Origin of the sequence: Mycobacterium gordonae (assembly GCF_002101675.1) — a bacterium.
GTDB classification, from domain to species: domain Bacteria; phylum Actinomycetota; class Actinomycetes; order Mycobacteriales; family Mycobacteriaceae; genus Mycobacterium; species Mycobacterium gordonae.
On record NZ_LQOY01000155.1, the window covers coordinates 93,135 to 118,551 of the forward strand.

A 25,417-nucleotide genomic window follows, 5' to 3' on the forward strand; every position below is an offset into this window, starting at 1 on the left:
GCGTAGCCGAGCATCGAGCCCCGAGGCGGAGTAAGCGGCGGCCTGGGGCGCCGCGCCTTTCCTGCGCGAGCAGACGCAAAATCGCCGTGGAACAGTCGCTCCAGGGCGCTTTTGCGACTGCTCGGCGGGGAACCTAGCCGCCGCATTCTGTGATGCGCCGCCGCAGAAAGGCGCGGCCCGGCTCGGAAGCATTGGCATCCAACGCCTTTCGATACCAGGCGACCGCTTCGGCGAGACGCCCCGCACGTCGCAGCAGGTCGGCGCGCACCGACGGCACGAGGTTGGAGCGCTCCAGCCGTGGATCGCCAGCCACCTCGTCCAGAGCTGTCAGGCCCGCGTCCGGGCCGTCGCGGAAACCGATCGCCAGCGCGCGGTTGGCCCGCACCACCGGCGAGTCGGCCAACTGCACCAAGCGGTCGTAAGCCGCGCAGATCGCCGACCAGTCGGTCTCTTCCCAGCTCGGCGCCGTCGCATGGATGGCGGCGATCACGGCTTGCGGGAGATACGGGCCGGTCGATCCCTGCGCCTGCCGCAACCGAGTCAGGCCGCGGCTGATCCGGTCGCGGTCCCACCGGCGCCGGTCCTGCTCGTCCAGCGGCACCAGCGCTCCGTCGTCATCCAGCCGGGTCGCTCGTCGCGAGTCATGCAGCAACATCACGGCCGCCAGGGCATGCGCCTCCGGGTGCGGCAGCAGAGCGCACATCTCGCCGGCCAACCGGATGCCCTCGTCGCACAGCTCGTCGCGGATCGCCGACGGGCCCGCCGTGGACCAGTACCCCTCGGTGAATACGGCGTAGATGCAGCCCAGGACGTGCGGTGTGCGTTCGGGCAGCAAGTGTGCGGGAGGCACCCGTAGCGGGATATTCGCGTGCCGAATCTTGTACTTGGCCCGGGTGATCCGTTGGCCGATCGCGGCTTCGGTCTGCAGCAGCGCCCGGGCGATCTCGGCGACCGTCAACCCGGATACCAGTCGCAGTGTGAGCGCCAGTTGCGACCGGCGGTCCAGTGCGGGGTGCGCGCAGGTGAACATCATCCGCAGTTCGTCGTCGCGGACCGGGTGCGGGTCGGGGGAGCCGGTGTGAGAATCGTCCACGAAAGCCGCCAATTCCTTTCCGGGACGGATGGATTCGCGGCGTAACCGATCACGGGCGCGGTTGCGCGCGACCGTGATCAGCCATCCGCCGGGACGATCTGGCACACCGTCGCGGGGCCAGCTGCGCAGCGCCTCGGCGCACGCCTCCTGGACGGCGTCCTCGGCAATGCTGAGGTCGCCCGACCATCGTGCGATGGCGGCGACGGCGGGTCCCCATTCCCGCCGGAAGACGCCGTCCAGGTTGGTCATCCGGCTTAGTTACAGTCCCGAGATGCCGGCCAGTTGCCGCAGCTGCACCGTGGAAGCGGGAATCATCGACGCGACTTTTACGGCCTCGTCGCGCTCGCTCGCGTTGAGCACATAGAAGCCGTTGGCCACTTCGGCGCCTTCCGCGTAGGGGCCGTCGGTGATGACGACCTCGCCGTCGCGAACGCGCACGGTCGTCGCGGTCGAGCGGTCGTGCAGTGCGGCCCCACCGACGATGTGATCGCCTGCGGCTGCCGCGAATTCGCCGTGGCGTTCCGCCACCGCATTCCATTCCGGCGTGTGTGGCGCGTGCGTGGTTTCGGGCGGTTCCATGAGCAGCGCGAGCCACTCATCGCCGCTCGACTTGCGAGCCGGCTCGATCGCGTGGACCGTGGGCCACACCTCCACCGCACCGTGCTTGGCGACCGGGATGTCTCGCGCGAAAGCCAGTGCCTCGTCCAGGTTCTCGGCTTCGAATACGTAGTAGCCGCACGCCACCTCGGCGCCTTCGGCGAACGGTCCGTCGGTGACGACGGGTGCGTCCGGACCACCGGTGACGTGCACCGCGGTCGCGGCCGGTGCCAGGGCGTCGCCGGCGCGGATCGCCGGACGTGCCTTGGCGTGGAAGCGTTCGTAGGCCCGCATCTCGGCGGCGCGTTCCTCGGGCGCCAAGTCGCGCTCGTGGCTGATAAGCAAAGCGAAGTACTGCATTCGTCGTTTCCTCCCGTAGCGAGCGAAGCCTGGTGCTCCACTCTCTACCGGTACGACGAACAGCGCACGCCCGATCCGACGGACTAGGCGGCCGCCCCCGGCTTGAGGTAGGTCACCAGGCTCACGTCGAGCATCTCGTCGTCGAAGTAGTGCTCGCAGCCACGCAGGTACTTCATGTACCGCTCGTAGACCTCCAGCGAGGTGACCTCGATGGCCTTCTCCTTGTTCGACTCCAGGGTGTCGCCCCAGATGTGCAGCGTCTTGATGTAATGCGGGCGCAGCGAAAGTGGTTCGGGCACAACAAAGCCGGCCTTTTCGCCGTGCTCCACCATCATCTCCGTGGACGGCAGGCGGCCACCCGGGAAGATCTCGGTCACGATGAACTTGATGAACCGCACCGTCTCGAAGGTGATCCGCTTACCCCGGGCAGCCATGTCGTACGGGTGGTAGCTCACACTGCTCTGGATGGTCATCCGGCCGTCGTCGGGCATGACGTCGAAACACCGCTTGAAGAAGTCGTCGTAGTTCTCGTGCCCGAAGTGCTCGAAGGCCTCGATGGAGACGATCCGGTCGACCGGTTCGTTGAAGTCCTCCCAGCCGTGCAGGAGCACCCGCCGGGAGCGGTCGGTGTCGATCGCGTCAAGCACCTGCTGGGAGCGGGCGTGCTGGTTCTTGGACAGGGTCAGCCCGATGACGTTGACGTCGTACTTCTCCACGGCGCGCTTCATGGTGGTGCCCCAGCCGCAGCCCACGTCGAGCAGCGTCATCCCCGGCTTGAGGTCCAGCTGGTCCAGGTTCAGGTCGATCTTGGCGATCTGGGCTTCCTCGAGAGAGATGTCCCACGGCTCGAAGTAGGCGCAGCTGTAGGTCCGAGTCGGGTCCTGAAACAACGCGAAGAAGTCATCGGAGACGTCGTAGTGCGCCTGGATGTCTTCGAACTGGGTGGGCTTGGTCATGGCACCGGTCGGTTTCTCGGCCATTGCTGTGGTGTTCTCCTGGATCATGTGGCGCTCACCTGATCGCGCGCACGGGTCCTAGATCTCTGACGTGCAACACTACCCGATCCGGCGGTACCGGCTTACCGGCTGGGGATGCTGCCCGATGCCCCTTTCCGGCACCTTGCCGCCTATTTCTGCAGGGTGAAGTGGTGGCAGTCGATGTAGCCGATCCGGAAGGACTCGGCGCAACCGGTCAGGTACTTCATGTAGCGCTCATAGATCTCTTCGGACTGGATGGCGATGGCCTCGTCTTTGTGCGCCAGCAGGGCTTCGGCCCACAGGTCGAGGGTCCTGGCGAAGTGCAGCTGCAGTGATTCGACGTGGGTCACCGTGAAACCGGCCTTGGTCGCGTGGTCATGCACCTTCTCGATCGACGGCAGGCGGCCGCCCGGGAAGATCTCGGTGACGATGAACTTGATGAAGCGCGCCATCTCGAACGTCACCGGCATGCCGCGCTCGACGATCTGACCTCCGGTCAGTCCGGTGATCGAGTGCAGCAGCATCCGCCCGTCGTCGGGCAGTGCTTCGAAGACGAACTTGAAGAAGTCGTCGTAGCGCTGGAAACCGAAGTGTTCCAGGGCCTCGATGGTGATGATCCGGTCCACCGGCTCGTTGAACTCGGCCCAGTCGCTGAGCAGCACCCGGTGGGAACGGTTGGTGTCGACCTGATCGAGCAGCCGTTCGCAGTACGCGTGCTGGTTCTTGGACAAGGTCACGCCGATGACGTTCACGTCATACTTCTCGAGCGCGCGCTTCATCGTCGAACCCCAGCCGCAGCCCACGTCGAGCAGGGTCATCCCCGGTTCGAGCCCCAGCTTGCCCAGCGCCAGGTCCAGCTTGGCGACCTGGGCTTGCTCCAGCGTCATGTCGTCGCGCTCGAAGTAGGCGCAGCTGTACGTCCGGGTCGGGTCCGTGAACAGCTCGAAGAACTCGTTAGAGATGTCGTAGTGCGACTGGACGTCGTCGTTGTTCTCTCGCCTGCTCCGGGCACGAGTTAGGTTGTTAGACATTCGTCCTCCCGATGGGACAGGCCCACCCCCCGCGGAGGTGATCATCCACGGCACCCTACACGTGCCGGGACACATACCTCGCATTTGAACTCATCGAAACCGGGATTAATTGAGGCGGGACCCTTCATACCTCACTCTGGTCGCCTTCCCGCTACTTTTCCAGGGTGAACTGGTTGACGTCGATGTACCCGATCCGGAACGAGTTCGCGCACCCGGTCAGATACTTCATGTACCGGTCGTAGACCTCTTCGGACTGGATCTCGATGGCCTCATCGCGGCGCGACTCCAATGCCGCGGCCCACAGGTCGAGAGTGCGGGCGTAGTGCGGCTGCAGTGACTGGCGACGGGTCAGCGTGAAGCCCGCCTTGGCGGAATGCTCCGCCACCTTCTCGATCGACGGCAACCGGCCGCCCGGGAAGATCTCGGTCATGATGAACTTCGCGAACCGGGCGCCCTCGAAGGTCAACGGCATGCCGCGTTCGGCCATCTGCGGGCCGGTCAGGGCGGTGATGGTGTGCAGCAGCATGACGCCGTCGGCCGGCAGCACCCGGTGCGCCAGCGCGAAGAAGTCGTCGTAGCGGTCGAAGCCGAAGTGCTCGAAAGCGCCGATCGAGACGATGCGGTCGACGGGTTCGTCGAACTGCTCCCAGCCTTCCAACAGCACGCGCCGGCTGCGCTGGGTGTCCAGTTCGTCGAACGTCTGCTGCACGTGCGCGGCCTGGTTCTTCGACAGGGTGAGGCCGATGACGTTGACGTCGTACTTCTCGATTGCGCGGCGCATGGTGGCGCCCCACCCGCAGCCGACATCGAGCAGCGTCATGCCGGGCTGCAGGCCCAGCTTGCCCAGCGCCAGGTCGATCTTGGCGATCTGGGCCTCTTCCAGCGTCATGTCGTCGCGCTCGAAATATGCGCAGCTGTAAGTCTGGGTGGGGTCCAGAAACAGCCGGAAGAAGTCGTCGGACAGGTCGTAGTGTGCCTGCACATCGTCAAAGTGCGGCTTCAGCTTCGCAGCCATGTTTTATTGCCTTTCTGGACCAGGAGCGGCCCACGATCGCACGCGTCGTCGCATCCCCCCGTGCATGCCTGCAGCATGTTATCCGACGCGGCGCGTCATTACTAAACCGCGACAGCGTCAACGCTGGTCAGCGGCTTTTTGCTATTTCGTCAGCGTATATTGCGCGACATTGGACAGGCCCTTGCGGAACAGGTTCGCGCAGCCCGTCAAATACCGCATGAAACGGTCGTAAACCTCTTGGGACTGCACAGCGATAGCCTGCTCGCGATTGGCTTCCAGATTGGCCGCCCACATGTCCAGCGTGCGTGCGTAATGCGGCTGCAGATATTGGATCTCGCCGACCGAGAATCCGCTGTTCTTTGCGTTGTCGATGATGTCGACCTCACCGCACATCCCGCCGCCCGGGAAGATTTCGGTGGCCAGGAAGCGGAAGAAACGCAGGTCGCTCATGGTCACCGTGATGCCGTGGTCACGCCAGTACGTCTGCTCGTGGGTGAAGATGCTGTGCAGCAGCATGCTGCCGTCGTCGGGCAGGATCTCGTAGGCGCGATCGAAGAACGCGGGCCAGCGCTCTTTCTTGAAGGCGTCGAACGCCTCGAAACTGACGATTCGATCGACCTTTTCGTTGAACTCCTCCCAGCCCTGCAACCGCGCCTCGGCGTGCCGCGTGGTGGGGATCGCTGCGAGTCTGGCCTTGCTGCGCAGGTAGTGGTTGCGGCTCAGGGTGATGCCGATGACGTTGACGTCGTACTTCTCGACGGCGCGAACCACCGCACCGCCCCACCCGCAGCCGACGTCGAGCAGCGTCATGCCCGGTTCCAGGTTCAGCTTGTTCAGCGCCAGATCCAGCTTCGCCAACTGCGCCTCTTCGAGCGTCATGTCATCGCGCTCGAAGTAAGCGCAGGTGTACACCATGTTGGGGTCCAGGAACAGCGCGAAGAACTCGTCGGAAATGTCGTAAGTCGCTTGCGACTCTTCGTAATACGGTCTCAGTTCGGCCATATCGGACCACCTCCAGCGCACACCGTTGCGTTTCTCGTATTTGCGTGACACCCCTGCGCGAGGCATCCCGACGCCGTCGGCTGTCGGTTCAACCGGCGGCAGCGAAGTTGCTAGTCAGCTCACCGATGACGCGACTCCACAACTGCTTGGGCAGATCATGACCCATGCCGTCGACCAACACCAATCGGGCACCGTCGATTGCCTTGGCGACCGCCCGGCCGCCGAAGGGGCGCATTAGTTTATCCGCCTTGCCGTGGATGACGACAGTCGGGGCAGTAATGCGCCGGTCGTAGTGCAGCAGGCTGCCGCTGCCCATGATGGCGCTGAACTGCTGGGAGATACCCCACGGGTGATAGTTGCGGTCGTAGGCTTCGGCGGCATCGGCCCGCATCTGTTCCTCGGGCGTCGGGTACTGCGGGCTGCCGATGATCTTGCTGACCCGGATGGAGTTGTCGATGATCACTTCGCGCGGCGAGCTCGGCGGCGGGCCCTTGATGAGCGACAGCAGAGCGCGCGGCGCAGGCGGCGGCAGGAACCGATGGTTATTGCTGGAGAAGATCACCGCCAGCGTCTGGGTTCGCTGCGCGTATTGCGCGGCGAAAACCTGCGCGATCATGCCGCCCATCGATGCTCCGACGACGTGTGCGCCCTCGATACCGAGGTGATCGAGCAGCGCTGCGGCGTCGTCGGCCATGTCCTCGAGCTTGTAAGCCGAGCGGCTGGGCAAACCGAGGAACGAGCGCGCCATCCGCGTCGCCAGGGGCTGAGGGTCGCGGTGGCGCTCCGTCTTGCTGGACAGCCCGACATCACGGTTGTCGTAGCGGATGACCCGCAAGCCCTGGCTGACGAGTTGCTCGCAGAACTCGGTCCGCCATAACAACATCTGGGCGCCCAGGCCCATGATCAGCAGCACGGGCGGGTGGTCGAGGTCGCCCATGTCCTCGTAATACAGCTTCAGATCACCCGATACCGCGGTGCCACTGCGAACTTCCACTTACCTACACCTCGTTGGACTGGGGGTTGGATTGATGCTCGCGGCTGACCTCGACCATGAAGTTGGCGAAATAGCCGGTGAGCTGCGGGTCGGACATCATCTGCCACTTGGGCGCCAGCAGCTTCATGTACCGCTCGACGTAGAGGAACTGCTTGCCGATCAGCACCAGCTCGCGGGGCAGTTTGACGTCGTAGGCGTCGGCCAGCGCCGAGAGCTGGCGGCCGATGTCGGCATACGACATGTCGCCGAGGGACTGCATGGTCAGCGGGGTGGCGAACTTCTCCAGGTCCTTGGCGGCCTCGGCCTCGGGCTTCATGGTGCCGACGGCGCCCATCAGCACCACGATCTTGCCCGCCGCGGCGTGGTCCTTCTTGACCAGCAGCGCGTATACCAGCTCCCGCAGCAGCCATCGGGTGCGCGGATCGATGCGGCCCATGATCCCGAAGTCGAAGAACACGATGCGGCCTTCGTCGTCGACGTAGAGGTTGCCCGCGTGCAGGTCGCCGTGGAACAGGCCGTGCCGCAGCCCGCCTTCGAAGACGCTGAACAGCAACGCCTTGACGAGTTCGGTGCCGTCGAAGCCGGCTTTGCGGATGGCCGCGACGTTGTCGATGCGGATGCCCTGCACCCGTTCCATGGTCAGCACCCGCTCGCTGGTGAAATTCCAGTGCACCTGCGGCACCCGGATGTTCTTGCCCAACGGTGACGCGTGCAGATGGGATACCCAGGCGTCCATCGACTGCGCTTCCAGCCGGAAGTCCAGCTCCTCGGCCAGGTTGTCGGAGAAGTCGGCGACCACGTCCTGTGCCGATAGCCGGCGCCCCAGCTTCGCCAGCTCGACGGCCTGGGCGAAGCGCTGCAGGATCTGCAGGTCGGCGGCCACCCGGCGGCGGATACCTGGTCGCTGGATCTTGACGACGACGTCTTCGCCGGTCTTCAGCGTCGCGTAATGCACCTGCGCGATCGACGCCGACGCGAAAGGCGTCTCTTCGAATGTCGCGAACAGGTTGGCCGGCTCGTCGCCGAGTTCCTCGATGAGCAGCTTGTGTACCTCGCCGGTGTCGGCGGGTGGCACCCGGTCCAGCAGACCGCGGAATTCGCGGGACAGCGATTCGCCGAAAGCGCCGGGACTGGACGCGATGATCTGTCCGAACTTGACGTACGTCGGGCCCAGGTCGGCGAAGGTTTGGGGAATTTCCTTGATGACCTTCTGTTGCCACGCTCCCTTGCCCGGGAGCTTGGTGAGCACCCGAGCGGCGGTGCGGGTTACCTGCCAACCGGTGACAGCTACCCGGGCCGCTTCGACCGGTAGCGGCACCCGGTCAAGCTTGGCCACATCGCGGTGTTTGGTGGAACTCATTTCTGCAGTCTGCCAAACAGGTGGAGCCAATTCCCAATTCGCGTGAGGCCGCTCACGCGCGGAAATTGAGCGCCGTACACCCAATGCCTGGGGCGCTATTCGGGTTGCCAGGGCGTCAGCCACGGCTCCGGTTTCCAGTTCTCCCGCCCCGCGATCAGCTCGTACATGGTCGCTCCGTCGATGCTCTCCCGGACGATGTCGGCGTGCCCGGCATGGCGGGCCAGTTCGTTGATGACGTGCAGGAACACCCAGCGAACCGACCAGGCGGCGACGTCGGAGGGAAACCACGGCGCGTCCCGCGGGACCGGGACCGCGGCGTCGAGGTCGGCCGTTTCTGCCAATCGAAGGGACTCGGAATTCTGCGCGGTGAATGCTTCGAGCAACCCGTCGAGGGTTTCACCGGGCAGCATCACAAATTGGTCGGCATGTTCGGCGGAGCGTTCCTCGAACGGCCGCGGGTCCTTCGGCGGCGCATCCGGCGCGGCCGCCACCCGGGCCATCCACGTCCGCTGCATACCGGTGACATGCTTGATCAGGCCGCCGATGGACAGTGCGCTGGCCGACGGAGCCGACCGCGCTTGTTCGTCGGTGAGGCCGTAGCAGACCGCGAAATAGGCGTTCTGGTGATAGGCGAGGAATTCGCGCAGGGCGCCGCGTTCGTCGGCGACCGGAGGGGCGAGGGCCGGCATCGGTCAGTCCTTTCTGTCGTGCAGCTGGTGGTGTACGTAAAGATCTCGTAGACAAGCGATTTCAGCGCCGTGATGGATCGCCTCCCGGTTGATGTGCAGGATCAGTTCACTGAGCGCATAGGAGGCGTAGGGGCCTTCCGATGGACCGCACGGCCGGTTGAGGTCCGCGCCGGACAGCGCCCGCACACCGGTGATCCACGCCGCGTACTCCTTGTCGAGTTGGTGCAAAGCGGTCGCCGCATCGGTGGCGTAGCGCCAATTCTCGTAGTCGGCGGGCGGGCCGCCGAAGTGGTGGTGGTTGCGCATGGCGAACACTCCGACGATGAGATGAGCCAGCCGCCAGGCGATGGTGGTGAACGGCGTCGGGCTAGGGCTCGGATACGCGAAATCCACCGAGCCGTTCGGATGCACGGTCCAGCAATCGGGGACCGGCTGCCAGAAATATTCGTCGTCGGTCAGGCCGTCGAGGCGGGGGCGTAATTGGGCTTGCCAGTGCCAGTCGAGCTGGTCGGCCAATTGGGTGGTGAGGTCTGCCATGGGCACAGCCTGTCAGCTATAGCGGACAGTTTCTGTCCTAAAAATGGGGGAGAATTGCCGGCATGTCGGAGACCACCGGCCGGGTGTTGCAGCTGCTGGGTTTGCTGCAGTCGCGTCGGGTGTGGACCGGCGAGGAACTGGCGCGGCAGCTGTCGGTCACGGGACGAAGTGTGCGCCGCGACGTAGAACGCCTGCGGGCACTGGGTTATCCGGTGGAAGCCAGCAAGGGCGCGGGCGGCGGTTATCGGCTGGGCGCCGGCGCGGCGTTGCCGCCGTTGCTGCTTGATCCGGACGAGGCGGTGGCCGTCGCGGTGTGTCTGCGGCTCGCCGCCGGCGGCAGTGTGGCCGGGGTCGGCGAATCCGCGTTGCGGGCCCTCAGCAAGCTGGATCAGGTATTGCCGGCCCGGCTGCGCTCCCAGGTGGCCGCGGTGCACGAGGCGACCGTCACGCTGGTGCCGGACGTGGTCGACACCCCGGTGGACCCCGACACGCTGATGACGCTGGCGCGGGCGTGCCGGGACCATGAGCACGTGACGGCCGGCTACACCGCGCGGGACGGCATTGCGAGCCGGCGCCGCCTGGAGCCCTACCAACTGGTGACCACCGGCCGGCGGTGGTATCTGTTGGCCTACGACCGCGACCGCAATGACTGGCGAACCCTGAGACTGGACCGGATGAGTGCAACGCGCGCGGCGGGCAGCACCTTCGTACCGCGGCCGGCGCCGGACGCTCGCGAGTTCCTTCGGCACGCGATCAGCGCCGCGCCGTACCGGTACGTGGCTCGAGTTCGTTACCAGCTGCCCGCGTCGGTTGTCGCGCGCCACTTCTCGCCACAGTCGATGACTGTGGAACCCGAGGGAGACGCGGCCTGCGTGGTGACGGCCGGCGGCGACGATCCACAGCGGATGGTGCTGCACTTCGCGATGGTCGGCGCCGAGTTCACCGTGCTGGAACCGGCCGAGGTGCGGGCGGCGGCGGGTGCGGTGGGCAAACGTCTCCGACGCGCGGGTGGCGCACCGTAAGGTGCGGTCATGCAACTGCTTTCGGCGGCTTCGACGGAGCTGTTCGTAGGCCCGCCGGAGGTGCCGCTGCAATTGGTTCGCGTCGTCGTTGCCGGATGCACCGAGCCGATCGGGCTTTCTGTTGACGGTGAGGGGCTACGCGGGGCGGCGCTCGTCGGAGCCGGGCAAGAGGTGGTCGAGGTTGCCGTCTCGGTGGACCGCCCGGTCGTCGGGGCCCGGATCGCCGCGCGGGTTCATGCCGCGGGAACCAGCCTGAGCTTTGACTTCGTGGTGGCCGAGCCCGGCTGGACGATGTTCATGGTCAGCCACTTCCACTACGACCCGGTCTGGTGGAATACGCAGGCCGCCTATACCAGTCAGTGGCATGAAGACCCGCCCGGGCGCGCCCGTCAGACCAACGGGTTCGAGTTGGTGCACGCCCACCTGGAAATGGCCCGCCGCGAGCCGGAGTACAAATTCGTGCTGGCCGAAGTCGACTACCTCAAGCCCTATTGGGACACCCGGCCCGAGGACCGCGCCGACCTGCGCCGGTTCCTCGCGCAGGGGCGGGTCGAAGTGATGGGCGGCACCTACAACGAGCCCAACACCAACCTCACCAGCCCCGAAACCACTATCCGGAACATGGTGCACGGCATCGGTTTTCAGCGTGACGTGCTGGGCGCCGACCCGGCCACGGCCTGGCAGCTCGACGTGTTCGGGCATGACCCGCAGTTCCCGGGCATGGCCGCCGACGCGGGTCTGACGTCGAGCTCGTGGGCCCGCGGCCCGCACCATCAGTGGGGCCCCGCGTCCGGGGGCGATGTGGACCGGATGCAGTTCTCCAGTGAGTTCGAGTGGATCTCGCCGTCCGGGCGGGGCCTGCTCACCCACTACATGCCCGCGCATTACTCGGCGGGCTGGTGGATGGACTCGTCGACCACGCTGGCCGAAGCCGAGGAAGCCACCTATGCGCTGTTCGGCCAACTGAAGAAGGTTGCCCTGACCCGCAACGTGCTGCTGCCGGTCGGCACGGACTACACGCCGCCGAACAAGTGGGTCACCGAGATCCACCGCGACTGGGCAGGGCGGTACACCTGGCCGCGGTTCGTGTGCGGGCTGCCGCGGGAGTTCTTTGCGGCGGTGCGTGCCGAACTCGCCGAACGTGGCGTGGTCGCGTCGCCGCAGACCCGCGACATGAACCCCATCTACACCGGCAAGGACGTGTCCTATATCGACACCAAACAGGCCAACCGGGCCGCCGAGAACACGGTGCTCGAGGCGGAGCGCTTCGCGGTGTTCGCCGGCGTGCTGACCGGGGCGCCGTACCCGCAGGCCGCGTTCGCCAAGGCGTGGGTGCAACTCGCGTACGGCGCTCACCACGACGCGATCACCGGCTCGGAATCCGACCAGGTGTACCTCGATCTGCTCACGGGCTGGCGAGACGCGTGGGAGTTGGGCCGCACCTGCCGCGACAACGCGTTGCAGGTGCTGTCCGGGCTGGTGGGCGGCGGGGCTGACTCGGTGGTGGTGTGGAACCCGCTGACGCAGCCGCGCACCGACGTCGTCACGGCCCGGCTGGAGCGGCCACTGGGCGCCGGTGTCCGGGTGCTCGACTCCGAGGGCGCCGAGCTGGCAGTGCATGTCGAGCACGACGGACGGTCGGTGACCTGGCTGGCCGAAGACGTGCCCTCGCTGGGATGGCGGACTTATCAATTGGTTCCAGCGCCGAGCCCCACCGGCTGGGGGCCGATCGCCGGGACGCAGATCGCCAACGAGTACTACCGGCTCACCGCCGACCCACAGCGCGGCGGGGCGGTGACGTCGCTGATCCGCGGCGACCGGGAGTTGATCGCCGCCGGCCGGCTGGGCAACGAGCTCGCGATCTACGAGGAATATGCGTCGCATCCGGCCCAGGGTGAGGGGCCGTGGCATCTGCTCCCGCGCGGACCGGTGGTGGGCAGCTCCGAATTCCCCGCCACCGTGCAGGCATACCGCGGGCCGCTCGGTGAGCGGCTGGTGGTCCGGGGCCGCGTCGGCGAGCTGCTGCGCTACACCCAGACCGTCACCTTGTGGCGTGGCACGGACCGCGTCGCCTGCCGCACCAGCATCGACGATTTCGCGGGCGAAGACCGGTTGGTGCGGCTGCGGTGGCCGTGTCCGGTACCCGGCGCCATGCCGGTCAGCGAGGTCGGGGACGCCGTCGTCGGGCGGGGTTTCGCGTTACTGCATGACGGTGATCGATCGGTCGACACCGCTGAGCACCTGTGGACGCTGGACAACCCGGCCTACGGCTGGTTCGGGTTGTCCTCGGCGGCCCGCGTCCGCATCGGCAGCGACACCCGAGCGGTATCGGTAGCCGAAGTAGTGGCGCCGTCCGAGTCGGTCGCCGGCCCGCTGGCCCGGGACCTCATGGTGGCGCTGGTGCGCGCGGGGGTGACGGCCACCTGCAGCGGCGCCGAAAAGCCGCGCTACGGCAACCTCGACGTCGACTCCAATCTCCCGGACGTCCGCATCGCGCTCGGCGGCCCCGCGCGCAATGCGTTCACCGCGGCGGTGCTCGCGCAAGCCAGCCCTGACTACACCGCCGAACTGGAGCGACAGCTGGCGCAGACGGGCCAAGCTCGGGTTTGGGTGCCGGCCGCGGCGGACTTGGCCGCGCGGTGGGTCCCCGGCGCCGACCTGCGCGCCTGCGACGCCCTGCCGGTGCTCATCGTCGACGGCAACGGCGCGCGGAATCTGACCGCCGCGATCGCGGCTGTCGCTCTCGACTTGAGTGACGCCGAAATTGTTGTCGCACAACAAGTTCCGTTATCGGCAGAGCCGTTCGAGGACTATACGGTCGCTCTACTCAACCGTGGTGTGCCAAGTTTCGCCGTCGAAACCGACGGCACGCTGCACACCGCGCTGCTGCGGTCGTGCACCGGCTGGCCGTCCGGAATCTGGATCGACGAACCGCGTCGCACGGCGCCCGACGGCTCCAACTTCCAGCTGCAGCACTGGACGCACGACTTCGACTACGCCCTGATCTGCGGCGACGGTGACTGGCGCCAACTCGGCCTCCCGTCGCGCAGCGCGCAGTTCTCCCACCCGCTGATCGCCGTCAACCCGCGCGAGCAGCACGGTCTGTTGCCGGCACTGGGTTCGCTGCTGCACGTCGAGCCCGCCGACGGGGTGGCGCTGGGTGCGTTGAAGGCCGCCGGCAACCCGCTGGCGGCCGGCAGCGCACAACCCGTCGCGGTCGGGCATGTCGCGTTGCGCCTGGTGGAATCGACCGGGGCCGGCGCCCGCGTCGTCGTCGGCTCGGATCTGGGCACGCTGCGCGCGTTGGCGCAAGCGAACCTGCTGGAGGAACCCGAACGCCGCAGACGCCTCATCGATCTGCACGGTTACCAGGTGGCGACGATTTTGGCGCGGCTGGACATCGCCCCACTTCGCGACGAGCAGACGGCTTTGGCCCCGGACTCCGAGCCGGCTCAGCCGCTCTACGCTCGTTACTGGCTGCACAATCGCGGCCCAGCGCCGCTGGGCGGATTGCCGGTCATCGGCCACCTGCACCCCCAGCAGGTGAGTGTGGATCCCGGCGCGGACCTGCGGGAGGTGAGCTTGCGCCTGACCGTGGCCAGCGATTGCACCGACCTCTCACTCGCCGGCACCGTCGCCGTGCTGTGCCCGGACGGCTGGTCGGTCGCCCCAGTGGAGTTGCCATTCACGCTGGACGCCGGAGGTCACCTGGAAACCGACGTCGTATTGGGCATACCGGGCCACGCGCCGGACGGGCGGTACCCGGTGCGCGCCCAGCTGCGAGTCACCGAGCCCGACGTGCCGCCCGCGTGGCGGCAGGTGGTCGAGGACGTCACGTTCATCGACATCGGTGACGACGCGGGCGAGGTCGTCTACCTCATCGACGGTCCCGCCGCCGTGGCCGTGGCGGCTGGGGCCAAGGCGCGTTTCTCGGTGACCATCGGCAGCCGTGCCCACGCCGACCTGGCGGTCGAAGCGCACCTGATCAGCCCGTGGGGAACATGGGAGTGGATGGGACCGGCCGTGCTGGGCGCCGACCTGCCGGCGCAGGGCAGAGTGGAACTCGCCTTCGACGTCAGCCCGCCGGTCTGGCTGGAACCCGGGCAGTGGTGGGCGCTGGTTCGGGTGGGATGCGCGGGCACACTGATCTATTCGCCGGCGGTGAAAGTGACGGTGACATGAACCCCGCCCGCCGGCGACGCTGCAGTGGGGGCACCTCCCGCTTGCGGGGGACGAAGCGATGAGGAGGAGCGGCGCATGAGACTCGATCACGTAGCAACGGTGGCCGGCTTCCCGGTCGCCGTCGCGGACGTCGATGCCCGCGAGACACGGCTGCGAGATGGTCCGCAGGCGAACGCGCTGCCCGCACCGGGCACCAGTGAGGGCCGCCAGCTGCGGCGCTGGCTGACGCAACTGATCGTCACCGACCAGGTGGTCGCCGCCGAGGCGGCCGCCCGCGGCCTCGACGGCGACGGCGCCCCGTCCGAGATCGACCTGCTGCCCGACGCGACCGCCCGGCTCGAGATCGGCAGCATCGCCGCGGCCGCTCTGGCCGACCCACGGGCTCGCGCTCTGTTCGCCGACGTCACGGCGGACGTCGACATCAGCGCCGACGACGTGGCCGCCTACCACGCCCGCAACCCGCTGCGGTTCGCGCCGTCGCGGGCCGGAAGCCACGGCTGGCGGGTACCTCCGGCCGAGGATCCTCCGCTGGACGAGGTACGACCGGCCGTCGCTCAGCACCTGTTGGGCGCCGCGCGCCGCCGAGCATTTCGGGTCTGGCTCGACGCCCGCCGCGCCGCGGTGGTGCAGCTCGCGCCCGGTTACGAACATCCCGGCGACCCACGTCAGCCCGACAACACCCACCGGCACTGATGCTCACCCTTTGCCTCGACATCGGCGGCACCAAGATCGCCGCCGGACTCGCCGACCCCGCCGCCCTCGCCGACCCCGGCCGCACGCTGGTCTACAACGCCACCTGCCCCACGCCCGCCGGCGGCAGCGCCGAGCAGGTGTGGGATGCGGTCGCGGCAATGATCGCCGACGCGGTGCGCGCGGCCGGAGGGACAGTGGCGGCGGTGGGCATCGCCTCGGCCGGGCCCGTCGACCTGGCCACCGGCAGCGTGAGCCCGGTCAACATCCGGGCCTGGCGTGGCTTCCCGCTGCGCGATCGCGTGGCGGCCGCGGTGCCGAACGTGCCGGTCCGGCTCGGTGGTGACGGTGTCTGCATGGCCCTGGGCGAACACTGGATCGGAGCCGGCCGCGGTGCCGGCTTTCTGCTGGGCATGGTGGTCTCCACCGGCGTCGGCGGCGGCCTGGTGCTCGACGGCGTGCCGTACATCGGCCGCACCGGCAACGCCGGTCACGTCGGTCATGTCGTGGTCGACCCGGACGGGCTGCCGTGCGCGTGCGGCGGCCGCGGCTGTGTAGAGACGATCGCCTCCGGTCCGTCGATGACGCGCTGGGCCCGGGCCAACGGCTGGTCCGCGCCGCCGGGCGCCGGTGCCCGGGAACTGTCCGCGGCGGCGGCGGCCGGCGACGCGGTGGCCTTGCAGGCTTTCGCACGGGGCACGCGCGCGCTGGCCGCGATGATCGCCTCGGTGGGGGCGGCGTGCGACCTGGATCTCGTCGTTATCGGCGGGGGGGTGGCGAAGTCCGGCGGCCTGCTCTTCGACCCGTTGCGTGCAGCTTTGGTGGAGTACACGGGGCTGAATTTCCTGACCGGCCTGCGGGTGGTGCCGGCCGAACTCGGCGGTGACGCCGGACTGGTCGGCGCGGCGCGGCTGGTCGGGCTGCGCGAGCAATAAGGCGTTACGGGCCGCTTCCTCAAGGCCGATTGGGAGTTCACGACGAGACGCGCCGGGTGCGTCGTGGTTTTCATGCTCGGCGAATAGCGGCTCGCGCTCCTGCCATGGCACCGTTTTGGCTGATCGCGCGGCCGCACGCTATTGTGGTGCCCGATCCACCAAAGACCGTCGGTCACCGAGTCAATCGGTTGAAGGTCCGGGAACATCCCGGCGGCCCACGCAGGAGGACGAGGCATTATCGCCGGCGCGCGCCGGCGCATTTCACGCCCCGGCCGCATCCTGCGCCGGGGCGTTCGTCGTTCCTCCGGTGGCCACCACTTTTGTAGGAGGTATGCATGGCCAGGGCTGACAAGGCCACCGCCGTCGCAGAAATCACCGAGCACTTCAAGGCCTCGACGGCGACGGTCATCACCGAGTACCGCGGCCTGTCCGTGGCCAACCTGGCCGAGCTGCGCCGGTCGCTGGGGGAGACGACCACCTACGCGGTGGCCAAGAACACCCTGATCAAGCGGGCGGCGTCGGAGGCCGGCATCGAGGGCCTCGACGAGTTGTTCGCCGGCCCGACGGCCATCGCGTTCGTCAGCGGCGAGCCCGTCGACGCGGCCAAGGCCCTGAAGACCTTCGCCAAGGACCACAAGGCGCTGGTCATCAAGGGCGGCTACATGGACGGTCACCCGCTGACCGTCGCCGAAGTCGAGCGCATCGCGGACCTGGAATCCCGCGAGGTGCTGCTGGCCAAGCTGGCCGGCGCGATGAAGGGCAACCTCGCCAAGGCCGCCGGGCTGTTCAACGCACCCGCGTCGCAGATGGCCCGACTGCTGGCTGCCCTGCAGGAAAAGAAGGCCGAAGGCCCCGCGGCCGCGGAAGCACCGGCCGCTGAGGCCAGCCCCGAAGCCGCCGAATAACCCCACAAACCCGAGAAACTCACGAAATTCAGGAGGAAAACACCATGGCAAAGATCTCCAGCGACGACCTGCTCGACGCCTTCAAGGAAATGACCCTGTTGGAGCTGTCGGACTTCGTCAAGAAGTTCGAGGAGACCTTCGAGGTCACCGCGGCCGCTCCGGTCGCGGTCGCCGCGGCCGGCGGTGGCGGTGGCGGCGCTCCCGCGGAAGCCGCCGAGGAGCAGTCGGAGTTCGACGTGATCCTCGAGGGCGCCGGTGAGAAGAAGATCGGCGTCATCAAGGTGGTGCGTGAGATCGTCTCCGGCCTGGGCCTCAAGGAGGCTAAGGACCTGGTCGACAGCGCTCCCAAGCCGCTGCTCGAGAAGGTCTCCAAGGAGGCCGCCGACGAGGCCAAGGGCAAGCTCGAGGCCGCCGGCGCCAGCGTCACCGTCAAGTAACTCTGCCGAGCAGACGCGAAGGCCCCCTTTTCCTTGCGGTTAAGGGGGTTTTTGTGTCTGCTCAGCCTGCTGCCATCGACCGTTGCGACCGCTCGATCAGGTCGGGTGAATCACCCAGGGCCACAAGCAGATTTCTCGTCATGCCGACAAGCACCGGGAGCGCGGACATCCCGTCGTCACCGTAGAACCCGGCAAGCTCCAGCATCACGAAGCCGTGGATCAGCGCCCAGAACTGCGCCGCCGTCGCGACCACGGAGGCATCATTGGTCGCGGCGTAAGACGTGATGCGGCCGGCGAGCATCGCCCGGTGCACCGCCCGGACCAGATGCGTGAAGCTGGATTCCTGCTGCTCGATATCGGCAAGGGTGAGCGTCAGGACGTTGCCGGCGGGCGCCTTGATGCCGTGCGCGCTGGTGCTGCCGAACATCAGCCGGTACATGTGTGGCCGTTCGATCGCGTAACGCCGGTAGGCGGCGCCGACGGCCATCAGGTCGGCCACCGGATCGTCGGTCTCTGGCACCGTCAACGCGACGCCGAACTGCCGCAAACCTTCTTCTGCGACCGCGGCGATGAGTTCGCGCATGCCACCGAAGTGGGTGTAGACCGCCATCGTCGATGTGCCCGCGGCGCTGGCCACCTTGCGGGTCTGCAGCGCGTCGGGCCCGTAATCGTTCAGCAGCCCCACGGCGGCATGGAGCATGTCATCGCGAACGCTGCGCTGGGTCGGGTCGGAAGTCATCTCGCCAAACAATATTGCCATCTGCCGGTCGGCGGCGTACGGTTCGGATAACGCTGAAATAACAATGTTATAGGAGCTCAGACATGACGGCGACACAGACGGCCGAAATCCGGAACCCCTACCTCGAGGACTTTCTGGCACCGGTGAGCGCCGAAGTCACCGCCACCGACCTGCAGGTGAGCGGGCGCATCCCCGAGCACCTGGACGGGCGCTACCTGCGCAACGGGCCCAACCCCGCCGCCGAGGTGAACCCGGCCACCTACCACTGGTTCAGCGGCGACGGAATGGTCCACGGCGTGGCGCTGCAGGACGGGCAGGCCCGCTGGTATCGGAACCGCTGGGTGCGCAGCGCGTCGGTGGCCGCCAAGCTCGGCGAGCCCGCCCCGGCCCGGCTGGACCCACGGGCGGGCATGCTGGCCCTGGGTGCCAACACCAACGTGCTGGCCCACGCCGGCCGCACGCTGGCCCTGGTGGAGGGTGGCGTCGCCAACTACGAGCTCACCGAGGAGCTCGACACCGTCGGCACCTGCGATTTCGACGGGACGCTGTACGGCGGCTACACCGCCCACCCGCACCGCGACCCGCACACCGGCGAACTGCATGCCGTTTCCTACTCGTTCGCGCGCGGGCGAACGGTGCAGTATTCCGTGATCGACACCCAAGGACGGGCCCGTCGCACCGTCGACATCCGGGTAGGCGGATCGCCGATGATGCACGATTTCTCTCTCACCGATAAATACGTGGTGATCTACGACCTGCCGGTCACGTTCGACCCGGGGCAGGTGCTTCCGGTGAAGGTGCCGCGCTGGCTGAGTGTGCCGGCCCAACTAGTGATGCAGTCGCTGGTCGGGCATGTGCGGGTGCCGAGCCCGATCGCGGCCCGGCTGAACAGCAATCCCAAGCCGACCGACCGGATGCCCTACGCGTGGAACCCGTCGTATCCCGCACGCATCGGGGTGATGCCCAGGGAGGGCACCAACCGCGACGTGCGCTGGTTCGACATTGAACCCTGCTACGTCTACCACCCGCTCAACGCCTACTCCGAGATCCGCAACGGTGCTGAATACCTGGTGCTCGACGTGGTGAGTTACTCGCGCATGTTCGATCGCGACCGCCGCGGCCCGGGGGACACCCGACCCATGCTGGAGCGCTGGACGATCAACCTGGCGACGGGTTCGGTGTCCACCGAACGGCGCGACGACCGGCCGCAGGAGTTCCCGCGGATCAACGAGACGCTGACCGGCGCCCGGCACCGGTTCGGCTATGCCGTCGGTGTCGACGACGGCTACCTCGCTCAACAGCAGGGCATGCCGATGGTGACCGCCCTCTACAAGCACGACTACGCGACCGGGTCCAGTGAGGTCGCCAGGCTGGACCCCGAGCTTGTGATCGGCGAGATGTCATTCGTCCCCAACCCGTCGGCCGGCGGGGAAGGCTCCGCAGAAGACGATGGCGTCCTGATGGGCTACGGGTATCACCGCGGCCGTGACGAGGGCCAGTTGCTGCTGGTGGACGCGCAGACCTTGGAGCCGGTCGCCACCGTCCACCTGCCTCAGCGGGTGCCCATGGGCTTCCACGGCAACTGGGCGCCGGCGGGCTGACGCGGCTGATCAGGCCGCCTGGGAGATTGTTATCTTTGCAACCCTGATGTCGCGTACCACGCGTGCGCTACAGTGACTCAAGCCACACGGGGCCTGGTGGCGAATTTGCGCGTTGACGGAAGGATTTCCCATGGGCGTCAGCATCGAGGTCAACGGACTCACGAAGTCCTTCGGATCCTCGAGGATCTGGGAAGACGTCACGCTCGAGATCCCGTCCGGGGAGGTCAGCGTTCTGCTGGGCCCCTCGGGTACCGGCAAGTCGGTGTTCCTCAAATCCCTGATCGGTCTGCTCCGGCCGGAGCGGGGCTCGATCATCATCGACGGCACCGACATCATCGAGTGCTCGGCCAAGGAGCTGTACGAGATCCGCACCCTGTTCGGCGTGCTGTTCCAGGACGGCGCGCTGTTCGGCTCGATGAACCTCTACGACAACACCGCGTTCCCGTTGCGTGAGCACACCAAGAAGAAGGAAAAAGAGATCCGCGACATCGTCATGGAGAAGTTGACGATGGTCGGTCTCGGCGGTGACGAGAAGAAATTCCCCGGTGAGATCTCCGGTGGTATGCGCAAGCGCGCCGGCCTGGCCCGGGCCCTGGTGCTGGACCCGCAGATCATCCTCTGCGACGAGCCCGACTCCGGTCTGGACCCGGTTCGTACCGCCTACCTGAGCCAGCTGATCATGGACATCAACGCCCAGATCGACGCCACCATCCTGATCGTGACGCACAACATCAACATCGCTCGCACCGTGCCGGACAACATGGGCATGCTTTTCCGCAAGCACCTGGTGATGTTCGGCCCCCGCGAGGTGCTGCTGACCAGCGACGAGCCGGTGGTGCGGCAGTTCCTCAACGGCCGTCGGATCGGTCCGATCGGCATGTCCGAGGAGAAGGACGAGGCCACCATGGCCGAGGAGCAGGCCGCGCTGGACGCCGGTCAGCACGCCGGTGGTGTGGAGGAGATCGAGGGCGTGCCCCCGCAGATCGTGGCCTCGCCCGGGATGCCCGAACGTAAAGCCGTCGCCCGTCGTCAGGCCCGGGTGCGGGCCATGCTGCACACGTTGCCCAAGGACGCGCAGGCAGCCATCCTCGACGACCTCGAGGGCACTCACAAGTACCAGTCGCACGAGTACTGATCCCACACGCGGGGCCACGCGCCCCCGTAGGGGCAGGCTTCTCGGACGAATTGCCCTCGGCGAGATTTTGCCGCCACACGGGTTTCGGTGAGGCTGCCGCACGCTGGTGCCCCACGCTGTTCACAGGCTGGGCTGCCTCGGCGAATTAACCACAACTTCCCACAACTTGCCGCGTGCACCCCTTGACGACGACGGCTAAACGGGTCAATCTGTTGGGCAGCATGTGTCGTATCTGTCTACGGGCAACTCGAGGTCGCCAGCCAGCGCCATCGGGCTTCATGAGTCCAAGGACTGCGTATGACTGCTAGTTGTCGTGGGTATTTGAGGAATGCGCGCGTCTGCGCTATTGTTGGACGTTGCGCTGGCTACTTCCTGCCCACCTCACAATCGCCTCTTGGCCGCTAAAGACATTGTGGTCTTAGCCTGAGCCCATCCCGTGGCTCAGCTTCAGTTGCGTGCGTGAGATCCGGACAGTTCGTCCGCCAGCCGAACCGACACAAAATATCTGCGGCGAACAGGCTTTGGTGGGCACCGGGTCGCACCGGCTCTCCCTTTGAGCTCTCGTAGTCGCACGAGGTGCTGGAAGGATGCATCTTGGCTGATTTCCGCCAGAGCTCAAACAACTCCGTACCTGGGGCGCCGAACCGCGTTTCTTTCGCCAAGCTCCGTGAACCGCTCGAGGTTCCGGGGCTGCTTGACGTTCAGACCGACTCTTTCGAGTGGCTGATCGGCTCGCAGGGGTGGCGAGAGCGCGCGCTGGAGCGCGGCGAGGTCAGCCCCAAGGGCGGCCTCGAAGAGGTGCTTGACGAGCTCTCACCGATCGAGGACTTCTCCGGCTCGATGTCGCTGTCGTTCTCCGACCCCCGCTTCGACGAGGTCAAGGCGCCGGTCGACGAGTGCAAAGACAAGGACATGACGTACGCGGCCCCGCTGTTCGTCACCGCCGAGTTCATCAACAACAACACCGGTGAGATCAAGAGCCAGACGGTGTTCATGGGTGACTTCCCGATGATGACCGAGAAGGGCACGTTCATCATCAACGGCACCGAGCGTGTCGTCGTCAGCCAGCTGGTCCGCTCGCCCGGCGTGTACTTCGACGAGACGATCGACAAGTCCACCGAGAAGACGCTGCACAGCGTCAAGGTGATCCCCAGCCGCGGCGCGTGGCTGGAGTTCGACGTCGACAAGCGCGACACGGTCGGTGTGCGTATCGACCGCAAGCGCCGCCAGCCCGTCACCGTGCTGCTCAAGGCCCTCGGGTGGACCAACGAGCAGATCCACGAGCGGTTCGGCTTCTCCGAGATCATGATGGGCACCCTGGAGAAGGACAACACCGCAGGCACCGACGAGGCGCTGCTGGACATCTACCGCAAGCTGCGTCCGGGCGAACCGCCGACCAAGGAGTCCGCGCAGACCCTGCTGGAGAACCTGTTCTTCAAGGAGAAGCGCTACGACCTGGCCCGTGTCGGCCGCTACAAGGTCAACAAGAAGCTGGGCCTGCATGTCGGCGATCCGATCACCAGCTCGACGCTGACCGAAGAGGACGTCGTCGCCACCATCGAGTACCTGGTCCGCCTCCACGAGGGTCAGCACACGATGACCGTTCCGGGCGGGACCGAGGTTCCGGTGGAGACCGACGACATCGACCACTTCGGCAACCGCCGGCTGCGCACCGTGGGCGAGCTGATCCAGAACCAGATCCGGGTCGGCATGTCCCGGATGGAGCGCGTCGTGCGCGAGCGGATGACCACTCAGGACGTCGAGGCCATCACGCCGCAGACCCTGATCAACATCCGGCCGGTCGTCGCCGCGATCAAGGAGTTCTTCGGCACCAGCCAGCTCTCGCAGTTCATGGACCAGAACAACCCGCTGTCGGGTCTGACCCACAAGCGTCGTCTGTCGGCGCTGGGGCCGGGTGGTCTGTCCCGTGAGCGTGCGGGTCTGGAAGTACGTGACGTGCACCCGTCGCACTACGGCCGCATGTGCCCGATCGAGACGCCGGAAGGCCCGAACATCGGCCTGATCGGTTCGCTGTCGGTGTACGCGCGGGTCAACCCGTTCGGCTTCATCGAGACGCCTTATCGGAAGGTGGTGGATGGAGTCGTTTCTGACGAGATCCACTACCTCACCGCCGACGAGGAGGACCGCCACGTGGTGGCGCAGGCCAACTCGCCGATCGACGAGAGCGGCCGGTTTGCTGAGCCGCGCGTTCTGGTCCGCCGCAAGGCGGGCGAGGTGGAGTACGTGCCCTCGTCCGAGGTGGACTACATGGACGTCTCGCCGCGCCAGATGGTGTCGGTGGCCACCGCGATGATTCCGTTCCTCGAACACGACGACGCCAACCGTGCCCTGATGGGTGCCAACATGCAGCGCCAGGCGGTTCCGCTGGTGCGCAGCGAGGCACCGCTGGTGGGCACCGGCATGGAGTTGCGTGCGGCGATCGACGCCGGCGACGTCGTCGTGGCCGAAGAGGCCGGTGTCATCGAAGAGGTGTCGGCGGACTACATCACCGTCATGCACGACGCGGGCACCCGGCGCACCTACCGGATGCGCAAGTTCGCCCGCTCCAACCACGGCACCTGCGCCAACCAGTCGCCGATCGTGGACGCCGGTGACCGCGTGGAAGCCGGCCAGGTGATTGCCGACGGCCCCTGCACCGAGAACGGTGAGATGGCCCTGGGCAAGAACCTGCTGGTGGCCGTGATGCCGTGGGAGGGTCACAACTACGAGGACGCCATCATCCTGTCCAACCGCCTCGTCGAAGAGGACGTGCTGACTTCGATTCACATCGAGGAGCACGAAATCGACGCCCGCGACACCAAGCTGGGCGCCGAGGAGATCACCCGGGACATCCCGAACGTCTCCGACGAGGTGCTGGCGGACCTGGACGAGCGTGGCATCGTGCGCATCGGCGCGGAGGTTCGTGACGGCGACATCCTGGTCGGCAAGGTCACCCCCAAGGGTGAGACCGAGCTGACCCCGGAGGAGCGGCTGCTGCGCGCCATTTTCGGCGAGAAGGCCCGCGAGGTCCGCGACACCTCACTGAAGGTGCCGCACGGTGAGTCCGGCAAGGTCATCGGCATCCGGGTGTTCTCCCGCGAGGACGACGACGAACTGCCCGCCGGCGTCAACGAGCTGGTCCGGGTCTACGTCGCCCAGAAGCGCAAGATCTCCGACGGCGACAAGCTGGCCGGACGGCACGGCAATAAGGGCGTCATCGGCAAGATCCTGCCTGTCGAGGACATGCCCTTCATGCCGGACGGCACGCCGGTGGACATCATCCTGAACACCCACGGTGTGCCGCGACGGATGAACATCGGCCAGATCCTGGAGACCCACCTCGGGTGGGTGGCCAAGGCCGGCTGGAACATCGAAGGTGCACCCGACTGGGCGGCCAATCTGCCGGAGGACCTGCGGCATGCTGCGCCGAACCAGATCGTGTCGACCCCGGTGTTCGACGGCGCCAAGGAAGAGGAGCTGCAGGGCCTGCTGTCCTGCACGCTGCCCAACCGCGACGGCGACGTGATGGTCAACGGCGACGGCAAGGCCGTGCTGTTCGACGGGCGCAGCGGCGAGCCGTTCCCGTACCCGGTGACGGTTGGCTACATGTACATCATGAAGCTGCACCACCTGGTGGACGACAAGATCCACGCCCGCTCCACCGGTCCGTACTCGATGATCACCCAGCAGCCCCTCGGTGGTAAGGCACAGTTCGGTGGGCAGCGGTTCGGTGAGATGGAGTGCTGGGCCATGCAGGCCTACGGTGCGGCCTACACGCTGCAGGAGCTGCTGACCATCAAGTCCGACGACACCGTCGGTCGGGTCAAGGTCTACGAGGCGATCGTCAAGGGCGAGAACATCCCCGAGCCGGGCATTCCGGAGTCGTTCAAGGTGCTGCTCAAGGAGCTGCAGTCGCTGTGCCTCAATGTTGAGGTGCTGTCGTCGGACGGTGCGGCCATCGAGCTGCGCGAGGGCGAGGACGAAGACCTTGAGCGGGCGGCCGCCAACCTGGGAATCAACTTGTCGCGCAACGAATCTGCCTCTGTCGAGGATCTTGCCTGATCTTCTGCAGAACCTTCTTGGAAGTAACTAAACCCGCAAGGGGAAAGGGAGTTA

The 25,417-nt window shown here is 66.7% G+C and carries 20 protein-coding genes; 9 read left to right on the top strand and 11 right to left on the bottom strand.

The annotated features are described in order from the left end of the window. Positions 1-133: 133 nt before the first annotated feature. From AWC08_RS22295 to AWC08_RS22340, 10 genes are all read right to left on the bottom strand, one after another. Positions 134-1,342 carry an RNA polymerase sigma factor gene (locus AWC08_RS22295; RefSeq protein WP_069434373.1) on the bottom strand — a complete coding sequence of 403 codons (1,209 nt, stop codon included), beginning with the start codon at positions 1,340-1,342 and terminating at the stop codon, positions 134-136. A gap of 9 nt (positions 1,343-1,351) precedes the next feature. After that, positions 1,352-2,050: a YciI family protein gene (locus tag AWC08_RS22300; protein ID WP_069434372.1), complete on the bottom strand. Its 699-nt coding sequence runs from the start codon at positions 2,048-2,050 to the stop codon at positions 1,352-1,354. Between the two features lie 83 nt (positions 2,051-2,133). Then, positions 2,134-3,054 carry a hydroxymycolate synthase MmaA4 gene (gene mmaA4 / locus AWC08_RS22305; protein WP_372511532.1) on the bottom strand — a complete coding sequence of 307 codons (921 nt, stop codon included), beginning with the start codon at positions 3,052-3,054 and terminating at the stop codon, positions 2,134-2,136. 122 nt (positions 3,055-3,176) lie between these two features. Beyond that, the gene (locus AWC08_RS22310; RefSeq protein ID WP_065136938.1) at positions 3,177-4,058 is read right to left on the bottom strand and encodes a cyclopropane mycolic acid synthase family methyltransferase; all 882 of its coding nucleotides are present in this window, start codon (positions 4,056-4,058) and stop codon (positions 3,177-3,179) included. A 151-nt stretch (positions 4,059-4,209) separates the two neighbouring features. Continuing rightward, complete coding sequence (gene mmaA2 / locus AWC08_RS22315; RefSeq protein ID WP_069434371.1) at positions 4,210-5,073, bottom strand: cyclopropane mycolic acid synthase MmaA2; 864 nt, start codon at positions 5,071-5,073, stop codon at positions 4,210-4,212. Positions 5,074-5,214: 141 nt separating this feature from the next. Beyond that, positions 5,215-6,075: a cyclopropane mycolic acid synthase family methyltransferase gene (locus AWC08_RS22320; RefSeq protein WP_065136943.1), complete on the bottom strand. Its 861-nt coding sequence runs from the start codon at positions 6,073-6,075 to the stop codon at positions 5,215-5,217. Positions 6,076-6,163: 88 nt separating this feature from the next. Continuing rightward, positions 6,164-7,069: an alpha/beta fold hydrolase gene (locus AWC08_RS22325; RefSeq protein WP_065136940.1), complete on the bottom strand. Its 906-nt coding sequence runs from the start codon at positions 7,067-7,069 to the stop codon at positions 6,164-6,166. Between the two features lie 4 nt (positions 7,070-7,073). Continuing rightward, positions 7,074-8,429: an ABC1 kinase family protein gene (locus AWC08_RS22330; protein WP_069434370.1), complete on the bottom strand. Its 1,356-nt coding sequence runs from the start codon at positions 8,427-8,429 to the stop codon at positions 7,074-7,076. Positions 8,430-8,524: 95 nt separating this feature from the next. Beyond that, positions 8,525-9,118: a DinB family protein gene (locus AWC08_RS22335; RefSeq protein ID WP_069434369.1), complete on the bottom strand. Its 594-nt coding sequence runs from the start codon at positions 9,116-9,118 to the stop codon at positions 8,525-8,527. A 3-nt stretch (positions 9,119-9,121) separates the two neighbouring features. After that, complete coding sequence (locus tag AWC08_RS22340; protein WP_065137623.1) at positions 9,122-9,655, bottom strand: DinB family protein; 534 nt, start codon at positions 9,653-9,655, stop codon at positions 9,122-9,124. A 62-nt stretch (positions 9,656-9,717) separates the two neighbouring features. On the opposite strand from AWC08_RS22340, the gene AWC08_RS22345 reads away from it, so the two are divergent. From AWC08_RS22345 to rplL, 6 genes are all read left to right on the top strand, one after another. After that, positions 9,718-10,677 carry a helix-turn-helix transcriptional regulator gene (locus tag AWC08_RS22345; RefSeq protein WP_065137624.1) on the top strand — a complete coding sequence of 320 codons (960 nt, stop codon included), beginning with the start codon at positions 9,718-9,720 and terminating at the stop codon, positions 10,675-10,677. Positions 10,678-10,686: 9 nt separating this feature from the next. Beyond that, positions 10,687-14,859, top strand: a complete 4,173-nt coding sequence (locus AWC08_RS22350) for a glycoside hydrolase family 38 N-terminal domain-containing protein (RefSeq protein ID WP_069434368.1) — start codon at positions 10,687-10,689, stop codon at positions 14,857-14,859. 75 nt (positions 14,860-14,934) lie between these two features. Next, positions 14,935-15,552 (top strand): DUF7158 domain-containing protein, encoded by a 618-nt coding sequence (locus tag AWC08_RS22355; protein ID WP_065137626.1) that lies wholly within the window; start codon positions 14,935-14,937, stop codon positions 15,550-15,552. After that, positions 15,552-16,484, top strand: coding sequence for an ROK family protein (locus tag AWC08_RS22360; protein WP_085088178.1), 933 nt, complete (start codon positions 15,552-15,554; stop codon positions 16,482-16,484). Before AWC08_RS22355 ends, AWC08_RS22360 begins: the two co-directional genes overlap by 1 nt. Before the next feature lie 335 nt (positions 16,485-16,819). Further along, the gene (gene rplJ, locus AWC08_RS22365; RefSeq protein ID WP_065137628.1) at positions 16,820-17,389 is read left to right on the top strand and encodes a 50S ribosomal protein L10; all 570 of its coding nucleotides are present in this window, start codon (positions 16,820-16,822) and stop codon (positions 17,387-17,389) included. 44 nt (positions 17,390-17,433) lie between these two features. Next, positions 17,434-17,826 (top strand): 50S ribosomal protein L7/L12, encoded by a 393-nt coding sequence (rplL, locus tag AWC08_RS22370; protein ID WP_055578857.1) that lies wholly within the window; start codon positions 17,434-17,436, stop codon positions 17,824-17,826. Positions 17,827-17,887: 61 nt separating this feature from the next. Here rplL and AWC08_RS22375 read toward each other — a convergent pair whose 3' ends face one another. Continuing rightward, positions 17,888-18,565 carry a TetR/AcrR family transcriptional regulator gene (locus AWC08_RS22375; protein ID WP_065137637.1) on the bottom strand — a complete coding sequence of 226 codons (678 nt, stop codon included), beginning with the start codon at positions 18,563-18,565 and terminating at the stop codon, positions 17,888-17,890. 83 nt (positions 18,566-18,648) lie between these two features. Here AWC08_RS22375 and AWC08_RS22380 point away from each other — a divergent pair, with 83 nt between their 5' ends. The 3 genes from AWC08_RS22380 to rpoB all read left to right on the top strand — a co-directional run bounded on the left by AWC08_RS22380 (position 18,649) and on the right by rpoB (position 25,363). Next, positions 18,649-20,166 carry a carotenoid oxygenase family protein gene (locus AWC08_RS22380; RefSeq protein ID WP_065137629.1) on the top strand — a complete coding sequence of 506 codons (1,518 nt, stop codon included), beginning with the start codon at positions 18,649-18,651 and terminating at the stop codon, positions 20,164-20,166. 130 nt (positions 20,167-20,296) lie between these two features. Further along, the gene (locus tag AWC08_RS22385) at positions 20,297-21,301 is read left to right on the top strand and encodes an ABC transporter ATP-binding protein (RefSeq protein ID WP_055578859.1); all 1,005 of its coding nucleotides are present in this window, start codon (positions 20,297-20,299) and stop codon (positions 21,299-21,301) included. Between the two features lie 576 nt (positions 21,302-21,877). After that, positions 21,878-25,363 carry a DNA-directed RNA polymerase subunit beta gene (gene rpoB, locus AWC08_RS22390; RefSeq protein WP_065137630.1) on the top strand — a complete coding sequence of 1,162 codons (3,486 nt, stop codon included), beginning with the start codon at positions 21,878-21,880 and terminating at the stop codon, positions 25,361-25,363. Positions 25,364-25,417 lie beyond the last annotated feature (54 nt).

Coding starts and splice junctions, on each gene's coding strand:
- AWC08_RS22295 (WP_069434373.1), bottom strand. CDS start 1,342: ATGACCAACCTGGACGGCGTCTTCCGGCGGGAATGGGGACCCGCCGTC.
- AWC08_RS22300 (WP_069434372.1), bottom strand. CDS start 2,050: ATGCAGTACTTCGCTTTGCTTATCAGCCACGAGCGCGACTTGGCGCCC.
- mmaA4 (WP_372511532.1), bottom strand. CDS start 3,054: ATGATCCAGGAGAACACCACAGCAATGGCCGAGAAACCGACCGGTGCC.
- AWC08_RS22310 (WP_065136938.1), bottom strand. CDS start 4,058: ATGTCTAACAACCTAACTCGTGCCCGGAGCAGGCGAGAGAACAACGAC.
- mmaA2 (WP_069434371.1), bottom strand. CDS start 5,073: ATGGCTGCGAAGCTGAAGCCGCACTTTGACGATGTGCAGGCACACTAC.
- AWC08_RS22320 (WP_065136943.1), bottom strand. CDS start 6,075: ATGGCCGAACTGAGACCGTATTACGAAGAGTCGCAAGCGACTTACGAC.
- AWC08_RS22330 (WP_069434370.1), bottom strand. CDS start 8,429: ATGAGTTCCACCAAACACCGCGATGTGGCCAAGCTTGACCGGGTGCCG.
- AWC08_RS22335 (WP_069434369.1), bottom strand. CDS start 9,118: ATGCCGGCCCTCGCCCCTCCGGTCGCCGACGAACGCGGCGCCCTGCGC.
- AWC08_RS22340 (WP_065137623.1), bottom strand. CDS start 9,655: ATGGCAGACCTCACCACCCAATTGGCCGACCAGCTCGACTGGCACTGG.
- AWC08_RS22345 (WP_065137624.1), top strand. CDS start 9,718: ATGTCGGAGACCACCGGCCGGGTGTTGCAGCTGCTGGGTTTGCTGCAG.
- AWC08_RS22350 (WP_069434368.1), top strand. CDS start 10,687: ATGCAACTGCTTTCGGCGGCTTCGACGGAGCTGTTCGTAGGCCCGCCG.
- AWC08_RS22355 (WP_065137626.1), top strand. CDS start 14,935: ATGAGACTCGATCACGTAGCAACGGTGGCCGGCTTCCCGGTCGCCGTC.
- AWC08_RS22360 (WP_085088178.1), top strand. CDS start 15,552: ATGCTCACCCTTTGCCTCGACATCGGCGGCACCAAGATCGCCGCCGGA.
- rplJ (WP_065137628.1), top strand. CDS start 16,820: ATGGCCAGGGCTGACAAGGCCACCGCCGTCGCAGAAATCACCGAGCAC.
- rplL (WP_055578857.1), top strand. CDS start 17,434: ATGGCAAAGATCTCCAGCGACGACCTGCTCGACGCCTTCAAGGAAATG.
- AWC08_RS22375 (WP_065137637.1), bottom strand. CDS start 18,565: ATGACTTCCGACCCGACCCAGCGCAGCGTTCGCGATGACATGCTCCAT.
- AWC08_RS22380 (WP_065137629.1), top strand. CDS start 18,649: ATGACGGCGACACAGACGGCCGAAATCCGGAACCCCTACCTCGAGGAC.
- AWC08_RS22385 (WP_055578859.1), top strand. CDS start 20,297: ATGGGCGTCAGCATCGAGGTCAACGGACTCACGAAGTCCTTCGGATCC.